Below are 26,208 nucleotides of genomic sequence, written 5' to 3'. Positions count from 1 at the left end.
CATGAGCTTTACGACGACCTATTTTCGTATTCTTTCTGCTGAACGATTGAAAATGGCCAAATCGCCGGTTTGGCTCCTTGTACTGATCAGTCCGCTCATTTCCTTGCTTATCGGTCTGTTGTCTTCTACGGGGGATTGGAATGCTTTGATGTCAGTAATGGTTATGCTGCATGGGTTGCTACTGCTACCGATGTTGACAGGTGTCTTCACTTCGTTTGTTTGCCGATTCGAGCATGCAGGCGGTGGCTGGAAGCAGTTATTGGTTCTACCACTCACACGAGCAGGTGTATATTGGGGCAAATTCACCATCGTAATGGCTCTGGTGGCTGGCACACAGCTGCTGCTGCTCGGCAGTATTCTGCTGACAGGCATGATCCAGGGCATGGCAGATCCTATCCCATGGAGTCTGATTTTGGGCAGATTGCTGCTCGGTTTTCTGGCTTGTGTACCGCTGGCTGCATTGCAGATGTTTGTTTCTCTGATCTGGAGCAGCTTTGCCGCACCATTGGCATTAAATTTTGCACTAACCATTCCGAATATTCTGGTTGCGAATTCAGCTACGTATGGACCCTATTATCCATGGGCCCAGCCGATGATTCTGATGGTTCCGATCGATGGAGCAGGATTCGGGGCATTCAATGTTCCGCTAAGTACACTTCTGTCGGTAGTAGGAGGCAGTGCTGTTTTGTTTATCGCCATGGGCATGATCTATTTTTCCAAAAAGGAAGTATAAAGGGCTTGTCACTTTCAATATCTCTCTTGGGACCGCTGCATCGTTATTCGTATGCGGGCGGTCTCAGGGGATTTTTTTATTTTCGGCTTCCACATGTTCCATTTTTTTCATCATGATAGCTGTGAATTTTATCATAGGATATAGGCAAAATGAGACGAGAATCTGGTAAAATAAAAAAAGCTGTTTCTAGTCGGTCTTACATGGTTATTCGAGGGTAAGCCTTGTTACAGCCAAGAGTGGGGTATATTGAAATAAAGGTGAAAAGAAGATTTGGCTGAGAAAAGAGGGGTAGGCCTTTGGAATTGAATAAAACGGAAACCCTGAAACGAATTATTTCTGAGGGAAGCTCTTATCGGTCATTGTTTTTTAACCACCCGGATGCCATCTATGTCATGGACATTGAAGGAAACCATATCGATGCAAACCCTTCATTCGAACGGTTATCCGGCTACAAGATTGGAGAGCTTGCAGGGGTGAGTCGGGATCGCATCAGCCCGCCTGAAAGTGAGACAAGACGAGAGCAATTCATTGAAGAGGTGCTGGCTGGACATTCGGTCAGTGAATCCATGGCGTTTTATCATAAAGACGGTTCTGTGAAGCATGCACAGGTTACTTATATACCCATTACCGAAGGTAAAGAGGTTGTCGGCATTTACGGCATTGCCAAGGATGTGACGGACAAGGTGAAAATGGAGCGGGAGCTGCAGGAGACACAGGAGAAGTATCAGGTGTTGGCGGAACATGCACAAGACCTGATAACTACCTGTACTACGGATGGCACGTTGTTATATGTTTCTCCATCGGTTTATACGCTGCTGGGGTACGAGCCGGACGAGGTTACGGGTAAATCGTTCAAGTCCTACTGTTACCCGGGAGATTATCCTGATCCAATGGAGCTTTCGAGTATTGGAAATGGATGCAAGATGAGAGTGCTGCATAAGGAAGGGCATTATATCTGGATGGAAACACTGGCGAAACCTGTAGCTGGAGAGCAGGGCGAGGTTAGCCAGATTGTCAGCATCAGTCGGGATATCACTCAGCATAAGGATGCAGACCGGCGTCTTCGCGAAAGCCGCCAGAGGTACAAGTCATTGTTTGAATATAATCCCGCTGCCGTATACTCCTTGAACCTGGAAGGCGAGTATAGTGCGGTGAACAGCAATATGGTGCAAATGCTGGACATTCCGCGCAGCAAGCTGATCGGACAATCATTCTTGTCCAATCTGGAGAAGAGTGAGAAGAACAAAGGAGAGGCCTTCTTTGAGCTTGTAAAACAAGGAGAGCCTCAATATTACGAGACACGTGTCGTTAGTTCAAGCGGCCGCAAGATAGAAGTATCGGTAACGAATGTTCCGATTATTGTAGATAAGGAAATGGTCGGTGTCTACGGCATCGTATCCGACATTACGGAGCGCAAGGAGTATACGGAGAGGATTCAGGAGCTGAGCAAGCAGCATGAGTTGATTCTGAATACCGTAACGGAAGGCATTTACGGCTTGGATACAGACGGCATTACGATGTTTATGAATCCGGCGGCTGCTTCAATGTTTGGATATGAAGCCCATGAGTTTATCGGCAAAAGCTCACATCCCATTATCCATCACTCCCGAGCCGACGGCAGCTATTTTCCTAAAGAGGAGTGCCCGATCCATATGACAGTAATGGATGGGCATGCCCGGTCGGTGATGGAGGATGTGTTCTGGCGCAAAGACGGCAGCAGCTTCCTGGTCCAATATCAGGTGACTCCGATCATTGATGAGGGACAGATTCGTGGTGCAGTTATTGTATTCAATGACGTTACCGGAGAGCGCGAGATTGTTCGTGCCAAGGAGACGGCCGAGCTGGCTGCCCAGGCAAAATCGGAATTCCTGTCGCTTGTGAGTCATGAGATTCGTACACCGATGAACGGCATCGTGGGTATGACCGAGCTGCTGGTAGGCACGGACTTGTCTGAGGAGCAGCGCGAGTATGCACAGATCATTCAGGAGAGTGGCGATGCATTGCTGAATATTCTGAATGATATTCTCGACTTCAGTAAGCTGGAATCCGGTAAAATGGCACTGGCCTATGAGCCGTTCTCGCTGCGCAAGATGCTGGAGCAGGTCGCGGAGCTGTTCAAGCCGCGCGCGGATGAGAAACATCTGGAGATTCGCTTCCGCCTGAATCCAAGCATTCCTGACTACATGGCAGGGGATGCGATGCGAATCCGCCAGATTCTGGTGAACCTTGTTGGCAATGCGCTCAAGTTCACCGATCAGGGAAGCATTGAAGTGACGGTTGATATGATCAAGGGCGGCAGACCGGAAGATACGGTACTGGATTTTGCTGTAGAGGATACAGGGATCGGGATTCCTGCGGATAAGCTGGATCAGCTGTTCCAGTCGTTCTCCCAGCTGCATCCAGTTATTAACCGCAAGTACGGCGGTACAGGGCTGGGGCTGGTGATATCCAAAAGGCTTGTGGAGATTATGGGTGGATCGATCAGTGTAGAGAGTACGGAGGGTAAAGGTTCTATTTTCCGATTCGCGATTCCCGCCGCACGGGTGGAAGCGTCTGGAGAGAAATCGGCGAGTGAGTTCCAGCATGACCGTACACGTCAAAGTGACAAGGTTGCCATGCGCATTCTTGTGGCGGAGGATCATCCGGTCAATCGAAAGATTCTGCAGGAATATCTGGAGAAGCTGGGTTATCAGGCCGATGTGTGCACTAACGGTGTGGAAGCTATTGACGCGATTTCGCAGAATGTTTATGATATCGTGCTGATGGACATTCACATGCCTGTCATGGATGGGCTCAAGGCCACCGATCTGTTACACAGGCTTATCCCGGAGGATCGGATTCCTCCGATTATCGCCGTAACGGGCAATACGAAACGCGAAGATAAGGAAGCTTGTCTGGAAATCGGCATGCGAGATTTCATTAGCAAACCGGTGATGCTGAGTGAGTTAAAGCGTGTCTTGCAGCAATGGGGTCCTTCCGATGAACCGCGGCTTGCTCCGAATTAATCCATAGAAATTAAACAACCTCAATATCCACAGACTGTGTGGTGGATATTGAGGTTGTTTTGGTTGTTTTGGTTGTTTTGATTGTACGCCTGGCATCAGGGTGGCTGCCTTTACCCAGAATCCCTATTCAATACTAAGGATTCAGGCGATGGTCAGACGGTTGATATTGCCTGATAAAATTTCGCAGGAGCGATTAAACTTGTCATATTCCGCTCCGTCAAGATTCAGTTCGATAATCTCCTGAATGCCGCCTTCGCCAATGATGGCAGGGACACCTGCACAGACATTTTGTTGTCCATACTCTCCCTCCAGAATCGCGGAGACGGCAATGATTTTATGCTCATCGTTCAGGATGGAGCGGGTAATATGGGCGAGGGCATTACCGATGCCGAACTGGGTTGAGCCTTTGCGGGTAAAAATCTCCCAGCCGGCGTCCTTTGTTTTTTTGGCGATATCGTCCAGATCGAGATGTTTGAAGCGCTCCTTGTGCTGCTCCAGAATGTGCAGGATCGGTTTGCCGCCGATTGTCACATGAGACCAGGCGACAAATTGGGATTCCCCGTGTTCCCCCAGTGCGTAACCGTGCACACTGCGCGGGTCGATGGAGAATACCTCGGACAGCAGCGTTTTGAGCCGTGACGAGTCAATGGAGGTTCCGGTTCCAATGACACGCTCGCGCGGCAGCCCGGATAGTTTCCATACCATATACGTAACGATGTCTACAGGATTGGCCGCGACCACAAAAATGCCGTTGAAACCACTGTTCATAATGGGAACGACGATGTCTTTGGCAATGGACTCCGCTTCCTCCAGCACATCCAGTCTCGTCTGTCCAGGCTTCGGATTAGCCCCTGCGGTCAGAATGATCACGTCCATGCTGCCGCAATCAGCATACGTACCTGCGTACACTTTGGTCCGGTTATGCGTGAAGTCCATACAATGGGAAAAGTCCAACGCCTGTGCAACAGCCCGATCATACGTCCGATCCACCATCATAATTTCCCGGCAGATCGATTGATTAATCATTGAATATGCACAGCTTGAACCGACCAGACCTGCTCCGATCACCGCTACTTTACCTGATTTGCCTAACACTGCCTTCAGCCTCCGTTTACATTGGATTTAATCCGTTACTTGATCATTATTATGTTAAGTATAGTCCTTTATTTTATGCTAAAATTCAATTCCACGTTACATAAGATAACACATGGAAAAGCAATACAGCAATGAATCCCTCTGTCGCGGGAGCGTATTGGAGTAATGGAGTTAACAATATTGACATCAAACACATGCACAAAATTTAGACGGCATTTGCATATCCCCTTTTCGACATGACAGCATTCCTGCAGCTTGTCGGATGAAGGGCTTTTTGTACGAAATATACACCTGACAAAAGTTCTTACCAATCCGCAGAAATAGAACTAAACCGTCAAAGGGATCTGCAGACCGATGAACGAATACATATCGACAAGCAAGAGAGGTGCACGGATGGATGATGGGCAGATAGATCTGATTCCAGGTCTACTCGTGTGCAGGAGAAAGGTCACCCGATCCGACGACAGTTTGTTGCAGTGACGTTGAAGCCAAAAAAGCTTCATATCATGGAAGCGTACCGAAAACACTTTGTTACGGGAGGGAATTAACGATGATTGAAGAAGCAGGAGCAACAACGGAAACGGCCAAGAGCCTGGGAATAGGCGCCAGTACTCTTCGTAAATATGCGGCAGCATTGGAGGAGCAGGGATATCGCTTCGAACGGTCTGCGAATAAATCCAGATTGTTCAAATCCGATGATATCGAGTGCATTGAACGTCTGATGACAGAGCTCAGGGAGCATAACATGCCGCTGGTGGATGCGGTGGTCACTGTGCTGTCCCCGGCAGGAGGCAAAAACGGAGGTGTATCCGAGCAAGTCCTGGAGGGAAGCTCGGAGCAGGAGTGTGCTGCCGCCAGTGATCTGCCATCTGCGGCAGCATCTTCGCAGGACTCTGCGTTGGAACAGTCAGAAACCTTGTCGCCTGATTCGTTAGCTCCGTCAGGACTGGAGCAGCATGCGCAGCTTCGATCCTACGAAGGGCTCGGCCAGCTTGTAAGTGAAGTTACTTATGGTGCTGTAGAGCCTAAACAGGATGATCGTGTGCAGCTGCTCCAGCACCGGGTGGATGAGCTGGAGCTGACACTTCAGCATCTTGCGGAGACCCATCTTGCGCTTCAGGAGCAGATGGAGAAGCAGCGCCAATGGATGAATGACAAGCTGGAGGAGGAACGGGACCGCGAGCTGGTGACGAATCTGCGCAGTTATCAGGGCCGGAAGCGCAAGTCCAAAATCTCTTCCCTTCGCATGTTGTTTGGCTTGCTGCCCAAAAAACATAAGGAAGCATAAGCTTCTCAATCGTTGATCGTGATTTCACTAGCCCAGCCTGATATAATGGCTCCAATACAACATGAAGTCCAGCCGCTGATCTGTCTGTTTGCGAATATAGAAAAGGGGACAGGGATCGGAAGCTGGCGTAGGAGGCAATGTGGAGCTGCGTCGAGTCTGGCAAAGGTGGATTGGCCTATGGACAGACCGTCCTGGTCGTCAGGGAACGATATTAGGGAGTCGTTATGTTATACAGGAGCTGCTTGGCATGGGGAGTTACGGGCTGACCTATCTGTGTACGGATATGCAGACGGGAGAAGAAGTAGCTCTGAAGGAAGCGAAACCCAGCAAGGGGAAACTTGCTGTACAGCTGTTACACCGGGAGGCGGATGTGCTTCAGCATCTGCAGCATCCGGCGATTCCCGAGCTGCTGCACACGTTTACGGTGCGTAGACGGCACTATATGGTGACAGAGTATATTCGTGGACAGACGCTGGAGCAGTTGATTTTTGAGCAGGGGCAGCAATATACAGAACGGGAATGTATAGAGCTTGCTCTTCAGCTTCTTGCCCCTGTAGCCCATGTGCATGAACAGGGATATATCCACGGGGATGTACGGATTCCTAACGTTATTTTACGGGAGGGGCGGGTGCATCTGATCGACTTTGGCCTGGCAAGACGCTTGGGGGAGCCGTTGTTGCCGGAGCTGAAACGTCGGTTGAAGGATGTGCCTGAGCCTGAAGACGTGCGAGCCGTACCGGACCAGGACCTGCAGGATATCGGTCATTTTCTGCTTTTTTTGTTATATTCATCGTATGAACCGCAAAAAGGCCATGAGCCTGCCAGCTGGCAGGAGGAGCTTCGGCTTGCACCTGCTTTACATGAGATGCTGGAGCGGCTTCTCGGGCTGCGTCCTGCGTACGAGGGAGGAGCAGCAGAGCTGCAGCGCGAAATGGATCGTTTGAGACTGCTGCTGTAGGTGAATAGTAACACAGAGAAGGGGCTGAACTTGGCCAAACGTGATTATACAGCGAAGCAGTTCGCTTGGAGTCGAGTGCTGAGTGGGGGAATGCGAACTGCACACGATACAACCACCACGCACGGTACGAATTACGTGCGGTGTTTATAAAAAGGAGTGTTCGCTGACCGTGTATAGTACGGTGCAGTGAACACTCCTTTGTTGTGTCTGAATGTGAGTGACAGGATCACGAGCGGGAGGTGTTTTTTTTCAGAGGAGCATGCCTTGATTTTGGTTTAACTGGAACTGTACTTTCTGCTCTTGTAATAACCGGAACCGTGGCGTTGATCCCTGTATTTCATGTCTGAGGAGGAGTAGCGCCTGTAGGAGCGTTTGCCTGAGGAGCTGCTGTATTTTTTGTAAGAGCGTCTGTCTGAGGAACTGTAGCGTTTATGGTGAGAAGAGGATTTGGAGTCCATAAGTTTGCCTATGATCTTCTTGAACATGAGCGTTCATCCTTTCGTCTTCAGCTGTTTTAGGCTAATACGCAGGTTGTCTTGATGGGGTTTCGTGTTTTTATGAGAAAAAAGTATTCATTCACGGGCAGCTTGGCGTATAATAGGATGCTTGCTTTATCATCGGAATTTTTTATTTTCAGTGTTTCGCGTTACAATAGAAGACAGGATACGATCATAACGGACAAGGAGTAGTTGGAATGATTATTATAAAGACGAACGAACAGATTGAACATATGAGAAAAGCTGGCGAGATTCTGGCTGCGTGCCATCGGGAGATTGCCAAAATGATTCGTCCGGGGATCACAACACAGGAAATCGATCAGTTTGCCGAAGCATTTATGAAGAAACATGGCGCCACGCCGGAGCAAAAGGGGTATAACGGGTATCCTTATGCGACATGCGCGTCGGTTAATGACGTGATCTGTCATGGCTTCCCGGGAAAATACGTACTGAAAGACGGCGATATCGTCACCATCGACATGGTCGTTAATCTGAACGGCTGGCTGGCTGACTCGGCTTGGTCGTATGCTGTAGGTAATGTAAGCCCTGAAGCACAGCATCTGCTGGATGTGACTAAAAACTCTCTGTATAAAGGCATTGAGCTTGCGGTTGTGGGCAACCGGATCGGAGATATCTCCAATGCGATTCAGGTGTATGCTGAAGGGGAGGGACTGTCTGTTGTTCGTGAATTTATCGGGCACGGGATCGGAGAGAAGATGCATGAAGAGCCGCAGGTGCCTCATTACGGCCCGCCGCATCGTGGACCACGTCTCAAGGAGGGCATGGTTATTACAATCGAGCCGATGCTGAACATCGGAACGTTCCGCAGCAAGCTCGATTCGGACGGTTGGACTGCGCGTACACTGGATGGAAGTCTGTCGGCTCAGTATGAACATACCATTGCCATTACGGCAGATGGGCCCGTTATCCTGACTGCACAATAAAATCGGGTTGTTTGACACAAGTGTATTCTGATCGGCACAACATATTTGCATATTTCCAGGCGGCCCACGTTTGTGATCCGCCTGTTTCGGTTTAAACTATTATGGAGGTTTGAAGCTTGAGCAATAAAGCTTTGAACAATGCAGGTTAGACATAGAACCAGCGGTACGTCGTTTCATGGCGGCTTGATCGAGCTGACTTAAAGCCGCTGGGTAATCAGGAGGTTGTTTTTGATGACAGTAAACAAACAGATCGTGCTGGCGTCCCGCCCGGAAGGTGCTCCTGCCCGAGAGAACTTTAATTTCGTAGAAGCACCGCTTCCTGAGCCGGAAGCCGGACAAGTGCTGGTGCGTACATTATATTTGTCGGTTGATCCGTACATGCGAGGACGAATGAAGGATACAAAATCGTATGCACCGCCATATGCGCTGAATGAAGTAATCAAAGGTGGAACGATCGGACAGGTGGTGGAGTCATCCGAGCCCAACCTGCGTAAAGGCGATCTGGTCACCGGGATGTGGGGCTGGCAGCAGTATGCTGCCGTGAATACAGGTGATCTGGCGTTGATTGATACAGACGAGGCTCCGATTACCGCTTATCTGGGTGCACTGGGTCTGACGGGACTTACTGCATATTTTGGTATGGAGGATATCGGCAAGCCCAAAGACGGCGAGACGGTTGTAGTCTCCGGTGCGGCAGGTGCTGTGGGCATGATTGCGGGGCAGATCGGTAAAATTGTCGGAGCACATGTCGTCGGTATTGCAGGATCTGACGAAAAATGTGCTTATCTGAAAGATAAGCTGGGCTTTGACGTTGTACTCAACTACAAGACGGAGCAGGATATGTCGGCAGCTATTGAAAAAGCTTGTCCGAACGGGGTTGACGTGTATTTCGACAACGTTGGCGGTGACATCTCGGATGCGGTGCTGCGCCATATTAATCGTAATGCGCGTATTCCGTTATGCGGACAAATCTCGTCTTACAATCTGGAAAAGCCGGATATCGGCATGCGTCCGCAAACGCTCCTGTTAACCAATACAGCGCTGATGAAAGGGTTTCTGCTGGGAGATTATACAAAGTCCTTCAAGGAAGGCCGGGCGAAGCTGGCCAAATGGATCAAGGAAGGCAAGCTGCAATATGAGGAAAACATTGTGGAAGGCTTCGAACGCACCCCGGAAGCATTCATGGGTCTTTTCTCAGGCGACAATCTGGGCAAGCAGCTGGTGAAGGTTGCCGATCCTGAGTAGAAGTTAGGAGCTGAGGAGAGTCAGAGACGGTAAGGCATCAAACCTTAGCTGTAAACCGAAACCATAGAAGTATGAACGATCAAACACAAACCGTAAAACAGTAAACTCTTATAAGAAAAATTTCAGAGTATATAACCGAAATAGCAAAAAGACACGTTCTATGTGCACATTGGGTGCGGCGGACGTGTCTTTATTTGTAGTTCTTGCTGTATGCATCTGAAGCTTTACGCATCTGTCAGTCGTTTGGAAAGCATCTGTATATAAGTCTAGGGCTGAACAGCCAGCACTTCCTTGTAATGCTTATACATATATACGCGCCAGCGCACAATCATGCCAAAGGCCAGCAGGAAGAACAAACCACCCGTTTGCGGAATGGTGACATATTGCTGGATTACTTCATGCAGAATGAGCCGTACAGCCAGCAGTCCCAGTAAAATAAAGGCAAAGCTGCGGGAGCGTGTGGCAAAAATCTCTTCGCCTACGCGTTCAAACCGGGTGCTGCGAATGAGCGGATACGAGAAAATAAACCAGCCCACCAGCAGTGCGATTAGTGCCCATAATAGCGGAACATGGGTCTCGGGTACAACAAACATAAAAAAGCCTGTGCTCATGCCGAGCGGTGGAATCAATATTTTACGGATCGTGACCGGCCTGTGGCTGGCTTTCATACGGATGAAGATGGCCAGCAGAGCCATAACAAGCATGCCGACGGTCGCCCCGATTTGCAAATAAAACGGAGAGATTTGAGCCACGTAAACGCCCTCTTTCTGGAATAAGATGTTTATTCGGGAATCCGGAATTCTCGAAGTGTTTGGTGTAACCGGATTTTTCAGTTCCTATTATAGCACAAACCGAAGTGCCCGCTAGAATGTATGTCTTTGGAGCGGCTGGCCTTTAATTGAGCATTGTTGCAATTTGAAAAATATGTATTATTGTTCCCGCGTAGCGAGGGTTTATTCGATAATGTAGAGATAAAAAGGGAGACTGGATGAGGGGGAGACAGGGAGGCAACAGGAGGTAACGGTAAGGTGACAGTGAAGGTAAAATGCCGACTCACAAGATGCTTCATGTCGCTAACGATTCCCAGAAAGCTTATTTGCCCTATTTTCCACCTATTTGAAATGTAACGAATCGCAGAAAGCTTATTTCTTGGATTATCGGCTTATTTCAGCACTTCCAGCCTATTTCTGATGGAATAGCGTTTGTAGGAATCGTTAGATTTTCAAAACGCTGAATATCGGGCATATAACGTTTCTGGGGATCGTTAGAATCGAACAGGCCTAACAGCCGCTACCAAAAATAAGCGATTGCACCGCGTCCCCCTCTATGAGGTAATAAAGATAAGCAGATCACAGGTCGGTTGAATTTTGGAGGAACACTCCGTGATAGAATCGAACCAACTGCAACCACGAGAACCGCCGATTGTGACTAAGAGTACGAGTATAATCCCCGGCGAAGCCATTCGTGACTTGCGAGACGTTACTCGTTGTCGTCGTAAGCTTCTGCAGAATGTCATTCAAAAGAAGAACCGGATACACAAGAATTTGCAGGACGCCGATCTCAAACTCATGACGTATATGTCCGACGTCTTTGGCATATCTGGTCAGTTATTACTGGATACGATCGTGAATGGCGAAGTGCTGACCTAGCGTCAGATACGTGACCTGGCGAAGTCGACGCTGGAACGCAAAGTGCCCGAGCTTGTCGAAGCGTTAAATGGTCGCTTGCACCTGCATCATCGGAAGATGATCCACAGACATATTGTGGGAATTCGTTTTTCGTATAAATTCAAGCATACGTATGACAATCCCAACTTTGTTGAGGGGGAATTATAGACTTGTTAGATTTATAGGATCAGGCAGGGTTAGTCCTGCTCTCGTTTATACGTCTTTGGACAGGTGGCCCAGCCCGTAAAGAAAAGCGGATACGGTCAGACGCAGGCTATCGTCAGGACTGAAATCCATGCCGAAGCCACCCTGTGCCTCAATCGAGGCAAACCCATGGCAGAGGCTACGCAACCCCCGAACAGCATGCAATGCTTGTGCTTCGGTAAGGGTATATGGCTTCAAGGTATGCAGCAGCCTGTTCAGTAGCGCTGTTTTGCATGCCGCGAGCTGCGGTTCATTCAGGTCGGGAGCATGGTACGAGGCTTCATAGAGCCCTGGATGCTTGCGAACGAAGCCAAGGTAAGCGGCGGCAATGGCTTGAATCGCCTCGTCGCCAGTGCGGTCAGCCGTAGCCTCATTTATGGCAAGGCCAAGCTGTTGCACAGACATCAGCGCCAGTTCCTGCCGAAGCCCGGGGAGTCCGCTGATGTGGTTGTAGAGCGACGGCGAGCGCACATTCAGCCGCTTCGCAAGAGCGGCGAGGGTCAGCATCTCCAACCCGTCGCTGTCCACGATCTGGGCCGCGGCGTCAAGCAGTGCGCCGCGGTCCAGACCTTGCCGGGGGCTCATCGCTGCCCCCCGGCTGGATACATTCGCTGCTGGGCATCAGCGACTGCCTCGCGCATGGCCGCTGCGGGCTGGCGGAGCATCCGTCCGTGGCCAACGGCCAGCACGGATGGCTCCAGCTCCGCTAGGCGCTTCGCGCTGGCTAGTGCCGCTTCGCGATTCCACGTGGCTAGCGCTGGGAACGGGAAGAGCGTGCGCACACGGCCGGACACGGCGAGGCCTCCGTGCACTTGATACGCATCGCCGACGATCAACACTCGGCTGCGTGTATCCATGAAGGCCATATGCCCAGGCGTATGGCCTGAAGAAGAAATAGCGACCAACGATCCGATCTGGTCGCCATCCTCGAGCAGGCGATCCGGTTTCGTACGGATGCCTTTGGGCACGCTGCCGCGTACCGGGGTCTGCGGCTCGTGCGGCAATAGCGCCTTGTCCCCGGTTAACAGCTTGGCATCTCGGCTGGAGATGCATACCTCAGCATCGGGGAGTGCATCCTTAAGAGCATCAAGCGCCCCAATGTGATCCGCATGAGCATGGGTTAGGATGATAGTGGTAATGGGCTTACCCAGCGAAGCAGCAACAGATAAAATCCCTTTGAAGCTGAATGGCATGCCTGCATCAATCAGGGTCAAGCCTTGCTCCTCTTCAACAAGATAGACATTTACAGGGAATAGACGGGGAAGAAAAGAGACTTGGTGAACATCGTACTCGCGAGTGATTCGCATCGGAAACCCTCCTGAAACTAATGATGTTAGTAATATAACTAATGATATTAGTTTTCGCAATATAAATTTTCAACATAACCGGATAAGTCTTAAATCAGCTCAAAATCACGCTTTACAAAAAAAGCGTTTTCAAATAACGATTTACCGATTATAATAATCACGTAAGCCCTTTCATATGTCTATCTTATTGGAGCCCTTCGCGCAGCGGAAGGCTCACTTTTTTTGTGCAAAGAGCTATCGAGCGCCGTGATTTGGAGCGAGTTTTCAGGAGTTCTGAGCAGATCGCAAGGAGGCTGTAAGTATTGATATATCGGGAAAATTCATCTCTGGAGCATATCCGATACAAGTGTTGACAAACATAACTGTTATTCCTATAATGACAGTTATACTTACCTTGGATTGAAGTTCAACGGTGCATTAAGCCGGGAAGGGAGTAAGTTATGAACAGCGAATTTACCATTGCGGTGCATTGTCTTGTTTTTCTATCTATGAGAAGCGAGTGCATGGCCAACAGTGAAGACCTGTCTCAAAGTGTGGGTACACACCCGGCCAGAGTCCGCAAGGTACTTAGTGTTCTGCGTAAGCATGGTTACCTGACCACAAAGGAAGGTGCTCATGGTGGATATTTGCTCAGCCGTCCGAGCGAGGAGATCAAGCTTGGGGAGCTGTACAGGCTCGTAGCTGGAGGTTCTCTTGGCCCGAGTTGGTGTTCGGGTGAATCGGGTTCACCGTGTAAAGTATCCTCCAACATGCAGGGGGTAATGGGTGCCATATACGATGGAGGGGAAGAGGCGCTGAGTGCTTATTTCGACCGCATATCGATTCTTGACGTGCAGCAAAGGATTGAGCGTGGAGAAAGTCCTTTGTCTATGAAGGCATGTTCAGAGTCAAAGCAAGAGCAAGAGAAGTCCTGACGGAGTGCGGCGCTAGGCTGGACTTACATTTAACTTTTTTCAATAATAGGATGCTGATCCTGCCCAAAAATCATTTCTATGAAGTGACTTGCAGGACAGGCGTATGCTCGGTGTAAGGTTAATTTGAATGACGGTCATTCCGGGCATAACGTGAACACAGATCGGATGCGTTCGTCTGCGCTGATGTTATTTTCGGAAGGCCTGTGCTTGAGGCGGAATGGCTTTCAAGGCGTGCTTTGCGAACGTAAAAATAGATAATCCAAACAGAACTAAGGAGTGGAACACATGTCGGCTACTGAAAAAAATGAAACACTTCGCGTCATTAGCGAACGCCACGCGGTTAAGAAGTATGAAAAAGGTTTTGCAATGCCTGAGGCGGACCTGAATGCCATTCTGACGGCAGCTTCCGAAGCACCGTCTTCCTGGAACCTGCAGCACTGGAGATTCCTTGTGATTGAATCCGAAGCAGACAAAGCCAAATTGCTTCCGATTGCTTATGGTCAAACACAAGTTGTTGACAGCTCTGTAACGATTGCCGTTCTGGGTGACCTGGAAGCAAACCGCAATACATTCATCTATGATCAGGCTGTTGAAGCTGGTGCACTGCCTGCTGAAGTTCGTGACGCATTGGTGGGTCAAATTAACGGCGCTTACCAAAACCCGCAAATTGCTCGTGATGAAGCGATTCGTAACGCATCCTTTGCTTCCCAGAACATTATGCTCGCGGCACGCTCCCTTGGTTACGACACCTGCCCAATGGGTGGATACAATCCGCAGCAGTTGATTGAAGCGTTCAACATTCCAGCACGTTTTGTACCTACATTGCTGATCACTGTAGGTAAAGCTGCTGAGCCGGCTCGTCCGTCAGGCCGTTTCCCACTGTCCGAAGTGGTTGTAAAAGGTTCTTTCTAAAGTCCAACTTGATGCGGTCATTATAGACGCTTTTTCCCAGCGAGTACATTCCTTTTAACGAGGTGTACTCGCTTTTTGCTTTTTGGCTTGGCTGGCGCAGGAAGATAGATAGTCTGTCCTATCGACAGCAGGTGACTTCAATGACGGTGGTATTGATGCAATTTCTAGCAGATCATGAGCTGATTACGATAGAACCTTTTCAGGAGGATGGCTCGCTCAAAGAAGACTTGATCGTGGTGGAGATATTCAGAAGACGATCATGCTGTTAAAGGGACTGGACAACTGAAACTGGCCACCAGTCAGCAGAGAAGAAAACGAGACAGGTTCTGCACGTTGATTAAGACTCGAAAGGCATAAAAAAATAACAAAGCCTGCAACCCTTCTCCGCAGAAAGGTGCAGGCTTTGTTGATTTGTACGCATTTGCATGGAGAAAACTATTTCTCCGGCGTTTCTGGAATTTGCGGTGTCGTGAAGGAATTCATGTGCTCAATCGCGTTATACATCATTACCGCAGCTTCAGCGCGGGTGATGGCTTGTTGCGGGTGGAATTGTCCGTTTGCATCCAGTGAGCTGATTTTTAGTACAAGGGAACGTTGTACGGCACCTTGAGCATCTGGGGTAAGCTCGCTCTCGTCGGTAATATCTACTGGCTGGATTTTGATCATAGGCAGACCTCCTTTAGCCTCAATCGCCTGCATCAGGAATACGGTGTACTGTTCACGAGTCATTGGTTTGGACGGATCGATATTCTGCGGCAGCTTGATGCTGTTGTACTGTGCACGGATAAAAGCATCACTGTACCAGACACCGTCTTTGACAGCCTTAAAATAGTCGCTAGGCACTGGCATTTTGATAAAACGAATCGCATTCAGGTTAAGGTCCAGTCCGTCCACAATCAGTTGGACCCCTTGAGCTGTATTCAGCTGTTCTTCCGGCTTGAACAAATGATCACTGACCCCCTTGATCAATCCTTCCTGATGGAGGGATTCGATTTTATCTGCCCCAGGTACGCCCTGAATATCGGTAAACTTGGCTGGCGCAGCATGGAGAGGACCTGCACTTAATGTGAGCGTGAGCAGAGCTCCTGCGGTGAACGCAGCAATGATATTTTTCTTCATCTCGGTGTCGCCTCGCTTTTCCAGGGAAGTTTTTTTCCCTTTGTTTTAAAGTGATTTGCCCTATAGACGACCCTTCTGCTCAAAAGGTTGCTGCAATTTTCCTTTACATTATCCTTTGGATTGGTTTCGGTAATCGGTTGGTGATCGTCCCATGATTTTGCTGAACAGTCTTGAAAAATAGTACGGGTCACTGAACCCCAGCTCAGAGCTGATCTGCTTGACGGTCCAATCGGTAAAATCGAGATATCGGCAGGAATGCTGGATTTTCAGCCGCAAAAAATAATCGATTGGTGAATGCCCTGTCACTTGTTTGAACAATTGAGAGTAATGCGGAACGGACAAGCGGGCATGAGCTGCAAGCTCCTTGAGTGTCACTCCGCTCTCCAGATGCTCCAGCATATATTGCACGGAATGCTCTGCTGCCTGTTTACTGCTCATCAGACCGTTGTCTGCTCCAGGAGCATGAGGACCGTAAGCGAGCAGGCCGAGCATATACCCGACAATCTGGGAAGCAAAGGTCAAGTTCTGTAAGGAATATCCGGTCTCCAGTACACCATAGCATTCATGAAAAAGCTCGAGCCATCGCTGCGCCTTCGCCGGCGGCATCGTGGATATCTGCTCCTGCTGTGTTAACAAGGGGGAGAGGCATGTGTGGGCATGTTCTCCGCGCAGGTGAAGCCAGAAAATACTCCAGGGCGCCTCTGTATTGGCCCCATAGACGTGAGGAACGTGTGCCGGCAGAATAATCAGGTTACCGGGCTGTACGTTATATGTTTTGCCGTCACCAGTGGAGTACCACCCGGAGCCTTCCGTGCAATACATCAGAATGTGTGAATCACATCCTTCCGGGCGGTCGCGGTAATGATGCTCGGCTTCATGAAAATAACCGATGTCTGTTACATATAAACCTGATGTGATTGGAGCAGCAGCAGCATCCTGCAACAGTGATTCGGGGAGCACGATTAATTTTTGCCGACGAAATCCGTCAGATTTACGTAATAAAGGGGGTCTGTGTGTAGGTCTCATATTTAGTATTATGGTGAGCGTGGGTAGAGGAGTCAACGTTAATATGAAAGCGTTATTATGTCTTAGTATCCGCAGAGATTAGAAAAGGGCTTGAATGAGGGGGGGAGTGGAGGAGCTGGATGGAAGTGCCGGATGGAGGAGTTTGATGAAAGGTGTTTGATGAAAGTGTCGGATGGAGGAGTTTGATGAAGGGTGCTTGATGAAAGTGCCGGATGGAGGAGTTTGATGAAAGGTGCTTGATGAAAGTGCCGGATGGAGGGCTTGGTGAAAGTCTTGCTGAAAGTACTGGACGGAGGGCTTGATGAAGGAGATGAGTCTGCTAACGGTTTTAACGATTCCAGATGAGCTTATTTAAGCGAAATAGGGTTCTCTGGAATTGTAACGATCCCCAGAAACCTTATTTCGCTGAAAACACGAGTTCAACGCCTGTTTTTGTACTGATTCGCCAGAATAAGCTTTCCTGGGAGCGTTAAAAATTAAAACGTTGAAAAATCACCCGAATAGCGTTTCCTGGGATCGTTAGAACAGTTTCATCCGAACTCCAGGCCGGTGAACGAAGCGGGAGACAAAGGGATGGAGAAAGATATTTGGCCAGATACCAAGGGGTGGCTATGAGCAAGGTTTATTAACTAACTACAATCACTAAGTTTGAAGAAGCTTCCCAAGTTTGAGAAAAAAATTACTAAGTTAGATTATCAAAGATAGATTATCAAAGATAGATTATCAAAGATAGATTAACTAAGCTAAAAGCAAATTACTAAGTATAGAAGCAAATGATTAAGTTTGACCACAAACGTGAAGGTCCATGTTTTAAAAAAGACCACATCCATTTACTAAGTAAGACCTATAGATGGAATTTTATGAATAATTTATAATTAAGAAATTAAAGCGCTTACATAAATCTGATATAAGGTATATTGCGATATTACTCATTCTAGATGCGCTACAGGGCATTGGGCTTACCAATTCAATTGGGGAGGCAATGAAATATGGGACAATTATCGTTATGGAAGCGCACATGGCGCACGATTGGCATGACACTTCTCGGTTCGGCGATGCTTGTGACTTCGCCTGGTTTGAATCACATGCCTGAAGCACATGCAGCGGGTCCGAGGCAGATGGAATTTCTGGATCGCGGCGTAGTCGCGGTAAAAACAGGGAATGGTGTATTTGTCAGCTGGCGGCTACTTGGAACGGAGGGTTCCAATGTGGCCTTCAATGTGTATCGGGATGGTGTGAAAGTGAATGCATCACCCATCACAGGCAGCACCAATCTTCAGGATGCGGGCGGAACCAACAGTTCGAAATATACGGTTCGTGCCGTCGTTGGCGGGACGGAGCAGGCTGCGTCTGCAGCTGCAAGTGTGTGGGGCAGCAATTATTTGACTGTGCCGCTGCAAATTCCTGCTGGTGGAACGACACCAGATGGCGTGGCCTACACTTACAGTGCTAATGATGCGAGTGCAGGTGATCTGGATGGTGATGGTCAGTATGAGTTGATTGTGAAGTGGGACCCTTCCAACTCCAAGGACAATTCACAGAGCGGTTATACTGGCGAAGTATTCATTGATGCCTACAAATTAAACGGTACTCGCCTGTGGCGGATCAGTCTGGGCAAAAATATTCGTGCAGGCGCGCATTACACTCAGTTTATGGTGTACGATCTCGATGGAGACGGCAAGGCCGAGGTTGCGATGAAAACAGCGGATGGCACCCGCGATGGCACAGGCACGGTGATTGGAGATGCCAGCAAGGACTACCGGAATTCGAGCGGATATGTGTTATCCGGGCCGGAGTTCCTGACCGTCTTCAACGGACAGACGGGAAAAGCAATGTCCACGGTAAACTATGAGCCGGCACGCGGCAATGTCTCGGATTGGGGAGATAATTACGGCAATCGGGTCGATCGTTTTCTCGCAGCCATTGCTTATCTGGACGGTGAACGTCCGAGTCTGGTTATGGCCCGTGGATATTACACGCGAACGGTGCTGGTAGCTTACAACTGGCGGAATGGACAGCTGTCCAAGCTGTGGACCTTCGACTCGAACACCTCCGGCAATTCCGGGTATGCCGGACAAGGGAATCATAATCTGAGTGTGGCTGATGTGGACGGGGATGGCAGAGACGAGATTGTATACGGCGCGATGGCTGTGGACGATAACGGGAGAGGATTGTATACGACCGGATTAAAACATGGGGATGCGATGCATCTGAGTGATCTGGACCCGGACCGTCCAGGGCTGGAGGTATTTCAGGTTCATGAGACTCCATCCAACGCAGGCATATCGTTCCGCGATGCAGGCACAGGTCAGCTCATCTGGGGGATCAAAACGACAAAGGATATTGGACGAGGTATGGCAGCGGATATTGATCCAAGGTACAAAGGTGCTGAAGTGTGGGCAGACGGCAGTCTGTACACAGCCAAAGGTCAGAAACTGGGTTCAACGCTTCCTTCTTCCACGAACTTTGGCATCTGGTGGGATGGCGATCTGCTGCGCGAACTGCTGGATAGCAATCGGATCGACAAATGGGATTATGCCAACGGCAAAACCATAAACCTGCTGACCGCTTCTGGCGTATCCTCCAATAATGGCACCAAATCTACACCAAGCTTGCAGGCCGATCTCTTTGGAGACTGGCGCGAGGAGGTCGTATGGCGTACGAATGACAGCTCGGCTCTCCGAATCTACACCACAACGGCCCTTACAGACAAACGCATCTATACCCTGATGCATGATCCGGTGTACCGCCTTGGCATCGCCTGGCAAAATGTAGCCTACAATCAGCCGCCGCACACCGGCTTTTATCTGGGTGAAGGCATGAACCCGCCGCCGGTGCCCAATATCCGGTACGCGGGCAGATAAGGAAAGGCGGGGGAATGGCGCCCGCTTCCAGTCTTTAAATATGAACAGCGAAGTTTTGAGCTTCGCTGGAGAGAACAACGAGCGCTGGTTCGTTGTTCTTCTTTTTTTCAAATGGGAATTCTCTATAAATGCTTCTAAATAAAATTCGGTAAAAAGCGGAAAAAAGGTTTGACAGTCCTATAGACTGCCTTTATTATACGTATATAACTTACTAAACAGGTAGGAATAATTAAAAATGACTGGATTTTTGCAATCGGTCATGACAGACAGATGATGAATTTGAACATTTGAACAGCATAACGTTCTCACCGTATGGACGGAGGAACACCGCAGCGCATCTTACCGGATGAAGCATACACGGCCTTGGGGTCGGCATGACTTGATGAAGGAGGGAGCGTGCAGGGGTTCCTCTGTCCTTTTGCTTTTTTTCGGGGCGTTCTGTTGTTCTGCCGACCTGTAGTTGATCACGCAAATATATATCGGGGGGAGTGTACGTTGATGAAAAAGAGAGTTCACAAGGGTATTCTGGTTGGGTTGGCACTGGTGTTAACAGGGGTGCTGGCGGCTTGCGGATCGGACAGCGGAGGATCAAGTACAACAGGTGCGGCGACGGGAACAGGAACAGACGGAACGAAGGAAGGCGGCAAAGCGATTGAACTGCTCAACGTCTCCTATGACCCGACACGGGAACTTTATGAGGAATATAACAAGGCATTTGCGGCGCATTGGCTGAAAGAGAAAGGCCAGGAAGTGACCATTAAACAGTCTCATGGAGGTTCGGGCAAACAGAGCCGTTCCGTCATCGACGGACTGGATGCAGATGTGGTGACGCTGGCACTCGGATATGATATTGATGCGATTGAAGATAAAGGTTTAATTAACGCAGGCTGGCAGGATAAATACGAGCATAACAGCTCACCGTATACGTCCACAATTGTGTTCCTGGTGCGCAAGGGCAATCCGAAGGGCATCAAGGACTGGGACGATCTGATCAAAGGAGACACCCAGGTCATTACACCAAACCCGAAGACATCGGGCGGAGCGCGGTGGAACTATCTGGCGGCGTGGGGTTACGCCCTGAAGCATAACAACAACGATGAAGAGAAGGCAAAGCAGTTCGTGGCAGAGCTGTTCAAGCATGCGCCTGTGCTGGATTCGGGAGCACGCGGGGCAACGACAACATTTGTGGAACGAGGTATTGGCGATGTGCTGCTGGCTTGGGAGAATGAGGCATTCCTGTCGGTAAAGGAGCTTGGGCCGGATAAATTCGACATTGTTGTGCCTTCGATCAGCATTCTGGCAGAACCCCCTGTAGCGATCGTTGATAAAAATGCAGACAAAAAAGGGACACGGGACGTGGCGGATGCCTATTTGAAGTACCTTTACAGTGAGGAAGGGCAGACGATTGCAGCGAAAAACTACTACCGTCCTACGCTGGACAGCGTGAAGGATCAATTCAAGGATCAGTTTCCGCAGCTGGAGCTGTTTACGTTAAAAGATGTATTTGGAACGTGGCGGGATACCCAGGCCAAACATTTCAATGACGGAGGCATCTTCGACCAGATTTATGTTCCGGGCAGCTAAGGCAAACCAATAAAAGCACTAATTGCGCTGTACGCGGCCAACCAGCCCTACCGGCTGACGGCAGAGAGGATGAATAAGCATGAGCAAGGGAATTGCGGTCCGGGCAGCAGGACGTACATTACCGGGATTCGGGTTGTCGATGGGGTACAGCGTGCTGTATCTGAGTTTGGTCGTATTGATACCACTGACCGCACTGCTTTTTAACTCTACGGGATTGACCTGGGGAACCATGCTGGAGGTGGCCTCCAATCCAAGGGTGCTGGCGTCGTTTCGGGTCAGCTTTCTGACAGCGGGCATAGCGGCTTTGATTGATCTTTTTCTGGGCCTGTTACTGGCCTGGGTACTGGTTCGCTATAATTTTCCGGGCAAAAGGTTATTTGATGCCGTTATTGATCTGCCCTTTGCGCTGCCGACAGCGGTTGCCGGGGTAGCTTTAACGGCAATCTATGCCGGAAATGGCTGGATCGGGCAGATTTTCGAGCCGCTGGGCATCAAGCTGGCATATTCTCAGGCGGGTATAACTTTAGCACTGATGTTCATCGGAATCCCGTTTGTAGTACGGACGGTGCAGCCCGTTCTGGAGGAGCTTGAGGCTGAAGTTGAGGAGGCTGCGGCGACGCTCGGTGCAGGGAGATGGAGAATATTTCGTACGATTCTGCTGCCTGATCTGATCCCGCCGCTGTTGACCGGCTTTGCATTAGCTTTTGCCAGGGGTATAGGCGAGTATGGATCCGTTGTTTTTATTTCGGGCAATATGCCGATGAAAACAGAAATTGCCCCGCTGCTCATCATGTCCAAGCTGGAGCAGTTTGATTATGCAGGTGCTACAGCTGTTGCTTTACTGCTCTTGCTGATCTCATTTATTTTGCTGCTGATCATCAACACACTGCAGCGCTGGAGCCGGAAGGCGGGCAGAGTGTGATTGAGATTAAGGCAGGGGAGAGAAGATGAGAAGATGAGATGAAAGAGAAGAAAAGTGATGAGATAAACAGAAAGAAAAAGATCAGAGCAGAGTAGGGCAGAAAACAAAAGCGTTTCATTATAACCTCACGTCCTGTTGTGCGGCTTGCCTGCTCAGAGCAGCCCCAACGGGATATACTGCCGCTTCGTGGCAAACTCATCTAAACTGAAGGAGGTTATTACATGGCAGGGTCTGTCCCTCTAAGTCCGAGTCCTGTTCCACCTGTAACAAGGAGCCATGGTACAAACCGTGCAACCACAGAAGCGCCATGGGTAAAATGGTCACTCATTGGACTGGCAAGTCTCGTCCTGTTATGGCTGCTGATTCTTCCGCTCGTCATTGTGCTTATGGAAGCTTTGAAACAGGGCTGGGGCGTCTATATCGCTGCGCTAACTGAGCCGGATGCATGGTCTGCACTGAAGCTGACCCTGCTCGTCGCTGCGATCACCGTTCCATTGAATACGATCTTTGGTGTAGCTGCAGCGTGGCTGATTACTAAATTTCAGTTTAAAGGCAAAGGCCTGCTGATTACACTGATCGACTTGCCCTTTTCGATCTCGCCTGTTGTAGGCGGTCTGATCTTTGTTCTGGTGTTTGGTTCAAATGGATGGTTTGGCCCATGGCTGTCCGAGCATGATATCAAAATTATTTTCGCTCTGCCGGGCATTGTGATTGCAACGTTGTTTATTACATTCCCTTTCGTGGCCAGAGAGCTGATCCCGCTCATGGAGGATCAGGGCACCCGGGAAGAGGAAGCGGCCGTAACGCTTGGAGCCTCCGGGTGGCGTATCTTCTGGAGTGTAACACTGCCTAATATTAAATGGGGCTTGTTATATGGGATTATTCTGTGCAACGCTCGTGCTATGGGGGAGTTTGGAGCTGTGTCAGTGGTGTCCGGTCATATCCGTGGGGAAACAAACACACTACCGCTGCACGTTGAAATTTTGTATAACGAATATCAGTTTTCGGCTTCCTTTGCTGTGGCATCGCTGCTGTTGATACTGGCCTTGGCTACGCTGCTGCTCAAAAGCTGGCTTGGACATAAAGCCATTTCGGAAAAGGGATAGTGTGGAACGAGAGCTCGGAAAGATAGCTCAAAAAGCAAGCTGCTGTTTGGGATCAAAATATCAATTGACAGCTGCTGGAAGCCCTGATAATGTATAAACCAAGTATATAGGTTGGATAAGAATGAATTATAAATCTTAGATTAAAACAATAACAATTATTGCGGGTAATGACCCGAGAAGGGGAGGCGGCTCTATGGCTAAGCCGTTAAAAGTGGATGAGGTATGGCTGGATCGCATTGCCGGGCAGCTGAATGACATGGAGTTTGGCTCGCTGCACATCGTTGTGCACGAAGGTCAGATTGTGCAGATGGAACGAACCGAACGCAAGCGTTTTGAGAATACATCCTCAAGCGGCGTCTCCAAATCGGGCAATGCTGCCCGAAGCAGCTCCGCGCGTTCTTCGCTTCGTGGGTCAAACGCAAGTGCCAAGGGGTAAAGAAGCAGCAACCAAGGAATAAGATTCAAATGAATCGAACCTAATGCAGTAAGCCAAGGAAGTAAATCGAATGAAATGAACTCAATGCAGCAAACCAAGGAAGCAATTCAAATGAAACAAACCAAAAGAAACTCCATTCAGCAAACCAGATGAGCCTAACTGGATGAATTGAACTAAATGCGTTAACTAAATGCATCGACTAAATGCATTAAGGCAAGTGATCATACAGGATGCAACAAACAAATCAGCCTAAACAATTGTGGTAGATATATTTAACGCTGCAAAAATAACAGTCAGGATCATATCACAGATGATAACAAAAATGACAAAAGGCCGGACTTCAAGTCACTGATGTGACCAGAGGACAGCCTTTTTTTGTTATGAGAACGCTGAATATTTCCTGTTGAGGGCTCGAATGAATGTGTTTATGTTTGGGTTTCCTGATGCTCCACATAGCACTTCGAATCATCATACAGCTAACGAATCCCAGAGACGTTAAATGGACTAAAAACAGCCCTGAAAAAAGCTAACGATTCACAGTAACGCTATTGCACCATAATGTGGTAATTTAGGTTACTTTTTTGTTCAGATTGCCCAAATAACGTTACTAGGAATCGTTAAAATAAATTAGGCCTGATTTATCGCGAAATAAGGTCTGTGGGAATCGTTAGCGTTTATGAAGAGGCGATAGCTCGATCACAACCTCAAGCACAACCTTGAGCTAAAGCAGCCTAATCATCTAGAACTGTCGAATCTGCTAAAGCTACCGCGTGAGTTAGGACGAAGCTAAAAAGTAGAGAAAGCAGCCGCCAAAGTTCGGGCCAAGCTAAAGTAGAGAAAGCTACCACCAAGGTAGGGCGGAGCTAAAAGTAGTGAAATCACCGCGAGAGTTAGGAACAAGCTAGAAGTAGTGAAAGCCGCACGAGAGTTAGGACCAAGCTAAAGTTAAGAAGGCTACCGCCAAGATAGGGTCGAGCTAAAAGTAGTGAAATCCATCGCGAGAGTTAGGGACAAGCTAGAAGTAGCAAAAACCAACACCAAGGCTAGAGAGAGCTAAAGTAGCGAACCCCCTCAGTCACAGTTACTTTTAGTGGTGAAGGAGTCAAATTCCCAGACTAAAGCAACTGTCGTGCCAAGGCCTCGAGCTTTGCTTAAAATACTGTCACAGCTACTTTCAGTGAAAAAGCCGAAGCCCCAATTTTTAAAGCGCCAGCTAAGTCGTAGCCCTCTGTACTAGCACTTTCACTCCCGCTGCCTGAAATCCCGTTCTTGGGTGTCCGTTTCCCTTCATCTACTACTGTGACTACTATATCATTGTAATAGGCATAGTCACTCTCTCGAATCAAAGGTGCTCCAGCTCTAGAAATACCCTACTGCAATCAATCGTCTTTACGCAGCAAAACGCCGTGCACTTTGAGCAGCACACGGCGTAAAGGATAAAGCGAGTTACTTGTCGGAACCTGATATGGCTCTGCGAGGAATGGTTGGGTAAATGTTCTCCTCTACCACAGGTTCGATTGTTGATGCGACTTCATGAACGTTGCTGATATCTTCGCTGTTGGTATGTCCGGCATAGGGACGTTCACTGCGGGAACGTGACCCGGTTAACCCGAAGCCAGAGGCAAACAGAATTAGCTGCAATGCAAGAGCATAAGGGGCTGCCTCAAGTCCGATCAGGTGAAGCAGTGAGCACAGCGCAATTAGCAGCGACAGCCATTTGATTATTGTGCCGGATGTTCCCCGTCTTGGACTGGCCCAGAGCAGATAGCCGTATACGATCGTAAGCATGAGGGAGACAGATTGCATCCAGGGTAAAAGTCCTTCCCAGGAATCCAGATGTATACCTTCTCTCTGAAGCTTGTTGAAGAAACTTCCGAGCAGCAGTGCAGTGGCTGCGAGTGCAGCAGGTTCAGCAGCCGGGCGAATAATGGTCCAGAGTGATCTGCCCCAGTGTACGGAGTGGGTATTCCGGCTAAGTTCCTCTGACAGAGCAGTGCATTCACGTTCCAGCGCTTTATGCATAAGAGCAAGTCTGGCAGTATCGTGGTCTTTGACGCAGTCCCGAATCTGGTCCTGAAGCTGCGGGGAGAGGCATGAAGCCGATTTGCAGGCCAGCATTGCTTTTAACAGCTCGTGATGTTCGTGTTCGGATGCTTCATATTTTCGCTGTTCCCAGAGGGTGAGTTGTCCCAAAAGTTCTGTGCTTATGTATAATGTATCTCGTACCTGGTGTATTCGTCGTTCCTGTCCTCTGCGGACCTCACTGGCCGACCACAGGTAAGCTGCCAGAAGCAAGGCAATCATTCCGATCAGTGCCGCTTCGGCACCCGGATATGGCGACAGGTTATCCAACCAATGTTGAAACACAACTTTTCCTCCTTT

At 49.1% G+C, this 26,208-nt stretch carries 23 protein-coding genes; 15 read left to right on the top strand and 8 right to left on the bottom strand.

The annotated features are described in order from the left end of the window. Position 1 precedes the first annotated feature (1 nt). Entirely contained in the window at positions 2-733 is a 732-nt protein-coding gene (locus tag ACQSGY_RS22060) for an ABC transporter permease (RefSeq protein ID WP_427180741.1), read from the top strand. 296 nt (positions 734-1,029) lie between these two features. Beyond that, positions 1,030-3,738, top strand: coding sequence for a PAS domain S-box protein (locus tag ACQSGY_RS22055; RefSeq protein ID WP_427180739.1), 2,709 nt, complete (start codon positions 1,030-1,032; stop codon positions 3,736-3,738). A 141-nt stretch (positions 3,739-3,879) separates the two neighbouring features. Here ACQSGY_RS22055 and ACQSGY_RS22050 read toward each other — a convergent pair whose 3' ends face one another. Next, positions 3,880-4,833 (bottom strand): L-lactate dehydrogenase, encoded by a 954-nt coding sequence (locus tag ACQSGY_RS22050; protein WP_427180737.1) that lies wholly within the window; start codon positions 4,831-4,833, stop codon positions 3,880-3,882. Positions 4,834-5,383: 550 nt separating this feature from the next. Between ACQSGY_RS22050 and ACQSGY_RS22045 the strand changes: the two genes are divergently transcribed. The 4 genes from ACQSGY_RS22045 (at position 5,384) to ACQSGY_RS22030 (ending at position 9,765) form a co-directional block, all read left to right on the top strand. Further along, positions 5,384-6,121, top strand: a complete 738-nt coding sequence (locus tag ACQSGY_RS22045) for a MerR family transcriptional regulator (RefSeq protein ID WP_427180735.1) — start codon at positions 5,384-5,386, stop codon at positions 6,119-6,121. A gap of 139 nt (positions 6,122-6,260) precedes the next feature. Further along, positions 6,261-7,079 (top strand): serine/threonine-protein kinase, encoded by an 819-nt coding sequence (locus ACQSGY_RS22040; protein ID WP_427180733.1) that lies wholly within the window; start codon positions 6,261-6,263, stop codon positions 7,077-7,079. Positions 7,080-7,773: 694 nt separating this feature from the next. Then, entirely contained in the window at positions 7,774-8,520 is a 747-nt protein-coding gene (gene map / locus ACQSGY_RS22035) for a type I methionyl aminopeptidase (protein ID WP_111269262.1), read from the top strand. Between the two features lie 231 nt (positions 8,521-8,751). Beyond that, positions 8,752-9,765, top strand: a complete 1,014-nt coding sequence (locus tag ACQSGY_RS22030) for an NADP-dependent oxidoreductase (protein ID WP_427180732.1) — start codon at positions 8,752-8,754, stop codon at positions 9,763-9,765. Positions 9,766-10,031: 266 nt separating this feature from the next. Here the strand turns inward: ACQSGY_RS22030 and ACQSGY_RS22025 are convergent, their stop codons facing one another. Next, positions 10,032-10,517, bottom strand: coding sequence for a CcdC family protein (locus tag ACQSGY_RS22025; protein ID WP_184189123.1), 486 nt, complete (start codon positions 10,515-10,517; stop codon positions 10,032-10,034). 672 nt (positions 10,518-11,189) lie between these two features. On the opposite strand from ACQSGY_RS22025, the gene ACQSGY_RS22020 reads away from it, so the two are divergent. After that, positions 11,190-11,414, top strand: a complete 225-nt coding sequence (locus tag ACQSGY_RS22020) for a hypothetical protein (RefSeq protein ID WP_427180730.1) — start codon at positions 11,190-11,192, stop codon at positions 11,412-11,414. Positions 11,415-11,645: 231 nt separating this feature from the next. Here ACQSGY_RS22020 and ACQSGY_RS22015 read toward each other — a convergent pair whose 3' ends face one another. Both ACQSGY_RS22015 and ACQSGY_RS22010 read right to left on the bottom strand, forming a co-directional pair. Then, the gene (locus tag ACQSGY_RS22015) at positions 11,646-12,107 is read right to left on the bottom strand and encodes a TetR-like C-terminal domain-containing protein (protein WP_427180728.1); all 462 of its coding nucleotides are present in this window, start codon (positions 12,105-12,107) and stop codon (positions 11,646-11,648) included. A gap of 110 nt (positions 12,108-12,217) precedes the next feature. After that, positions 12,218-12,943, bottom strand: coding sequence for an MBL fold metallo-hydrolase (locus ACQSGY_RS22010; protein ID WP_427180727.1), 726 nt, complete (start codon positions 12,941-12,943; stop codon positions 12,218-12,220). A 440-nt stretch (positions 12,944-13,383) separates the two neighbouring features. Here ACQSGY_RS22010 and ACQSGY_RS22005 point away from each other — a divergent pair, with 440 nt between their 5' ends. The 3 genes from ACQSGY_RS22005 to ACQSGY_RS21995 all read left to right on the top strand — a co-directional run bounded on the left by ACQSGY_RS22005 (position 13,384) and on the right by ACQSGY_RS21995 (position 15,038). Beyond that, complete coding sequence (locus tag ACQSGY_RS22005) at positions 13,384-13,857, top strand: RrF2 family transcriptional regulator (RefSeq protein ID WP_427180725.1); 474 nt, start codon at positions 13,384-13,386, stop codon at positions 13,855-13,857. A gap of 285 nt (positions 13,858-14,142) precedes the next feature. Continuing rightward, positions 14,143-14,769 (top strand): nitroreductase family protein, encoded by a 627-nt coding sequence (locus ACQSGY_RS22000; protein WP_111269259.1) that lies wholly within the window; start codon positions 14,143-14,145, stop codon positions 14,767-14,769. A gap of 140 nt (positions 14,770-14,909) precedes the next feature. Then, the gene (locus ACQSGY_RS21995) at positions 14,910-15,038 is read left to right on the top strand and encodes a hypothetical protein (RefSeq protein WP_289376000.1); all 129 of its coding nucleotides are present in this window, start codon (positions 14,910-14,912) and stop codon (positions 15,036-15,038) included. A gap of 166 nt (positions 15,039-15,204) precedes the next feature. On the opposite strand, the gene ACQSGY_RS21990 is transcribed toward ACQSGY_RS21995, so the two are convergent. Both ACQSGY_RS21990 and ACQSGY_RS21985 read right to left on the bottom strand, forming a co-directional pair. Further along, on the bottom strand, positions 15,205-15,888 hold the full coding sequence (locus tag ACQSGY_RS21990; protein WP_427180723.1) for an S-layer homology domain-containing protein: 684 nt from the start codon (positions 15,886-15,888) through the stop codon (positions 15,205-15,207). A 108-nt stretch (positions 15,889-15,996) separates the two neighbouring features. Then, complete coding sequence (locus tag ACQSGY_RS21985; RefSeq protein WP_427180722.1) at positions 15,997-16,848, bottom strand: AraC family transcriptional regulator; 852 nt, start codon at positions 16,846-16,848, stop codon at positions 15,997-15,999. 1,121 nt (positions 16,849-17,969) lie between these two features. Here ACQSGY_RS21985 and ACQSGY_RS21980 point away from each other — a divergent pair. From ACQSGY_RS21980 to ACQSGY_RS21960, 5 genes are all read left to right on the top strand, one after another. After that, a complete protein-coding gene (locus ACQSGY_RS21980; RefSeq protein WP_427180951.1) occupies positions 17,970-19,778 on the top strand; it encodes a rhamnogalacturonan lyase in 1,809 nt (602 codons plus the stop codon). A gap of 498 nt (positions 19,779-20,276) precedes the next feature. Beyond that, entirely contained in the window at positions 20,277-21,362 is a 1,086-nt protein-coding gene (locus tag ACQSGY_RS21975) for a sulfate ABC transporter substrate-binding protein (RefSeq protein ID WP_427180720.1), read from the top strand. A gap of 79 nt (positions 21,363-21,441) precedes the next feature. Next, positions 21,442-22,284, top strand: a complete 843-nt coding sequence (cysT, locus tag ACQSGY_RS21970; protein WP_427180718.1) for a sulfate ABC transporter permease subunit CysT — start codon at positions 21,442-21,444, stop codon at positions 22,282-22,284. A gap of 221 nt (positions 22,285-22,505) precedes the next feature. Further along, positions 22,506-23,390, top strand: a complete 885-nt coding sequence (gene cysW / locus ACQSGY_RS21965) for a sulfate ABC transporter permease subunit CysW (protein ID WP_216518340.1) — start codon at positions 22,506-22,508, stop codon at positions 23,388-23,390. Positions 23,391-23,583: 193 nt separating this feature from the next. Further along, entirely contained in the window at positions 23,584-23,826 is a 243-nt protein-coding gene (locus ACQSGY_RS21960; protein WP_111269251.1) for a YezD family protein, read from the top strand. Between the two features lie 1,151 nt (positions 23,827-24,977). On the opposite strand, the gene ACQSGY_RS21955 is transcribed toward ACQSGY_RS21960, so the two are convergent. Further along, positions 24,978-25,172, bottom strand: a complete 195-nt coding sequence (locus ACQSGY_RS21955; protein WP_427180716.1) for a hypothetical protein — start codon at positions 25,170-25,172, stop codon at positions 24,978-24,980. Positions 25,173-25,272: 100 nt separating this feature from the next. Continuing rightward, on the bottom strand, positions 25,273-26,193 hold the full coding sequence (locus ACQSGY_RS21950; protein WP_427180714.1) for a hypothetical protein: 921 nt from the start codon (positions 26,191-26,193) through the stop codon (positions 25,273-25,275). Positions 26,194-26,208: the final 15 nt, after the last annotated feature.

It is taken from the genome of Paenibacillus sp. TC-CSREp1 (assembly GCF_050171015.1).
Classification (GTDB): domain Bacteria; phylum Bacillota; class Bacilli; order Paenibacillales; family Paenibacillaceae; genus Paenibacillus; species Paenibacillus silvae.
The sequence above is the reverse complement of the archived record's forward strand: the minus strand, read 5'-3'. Positions and strand labels throughout refer to the sequence as shown.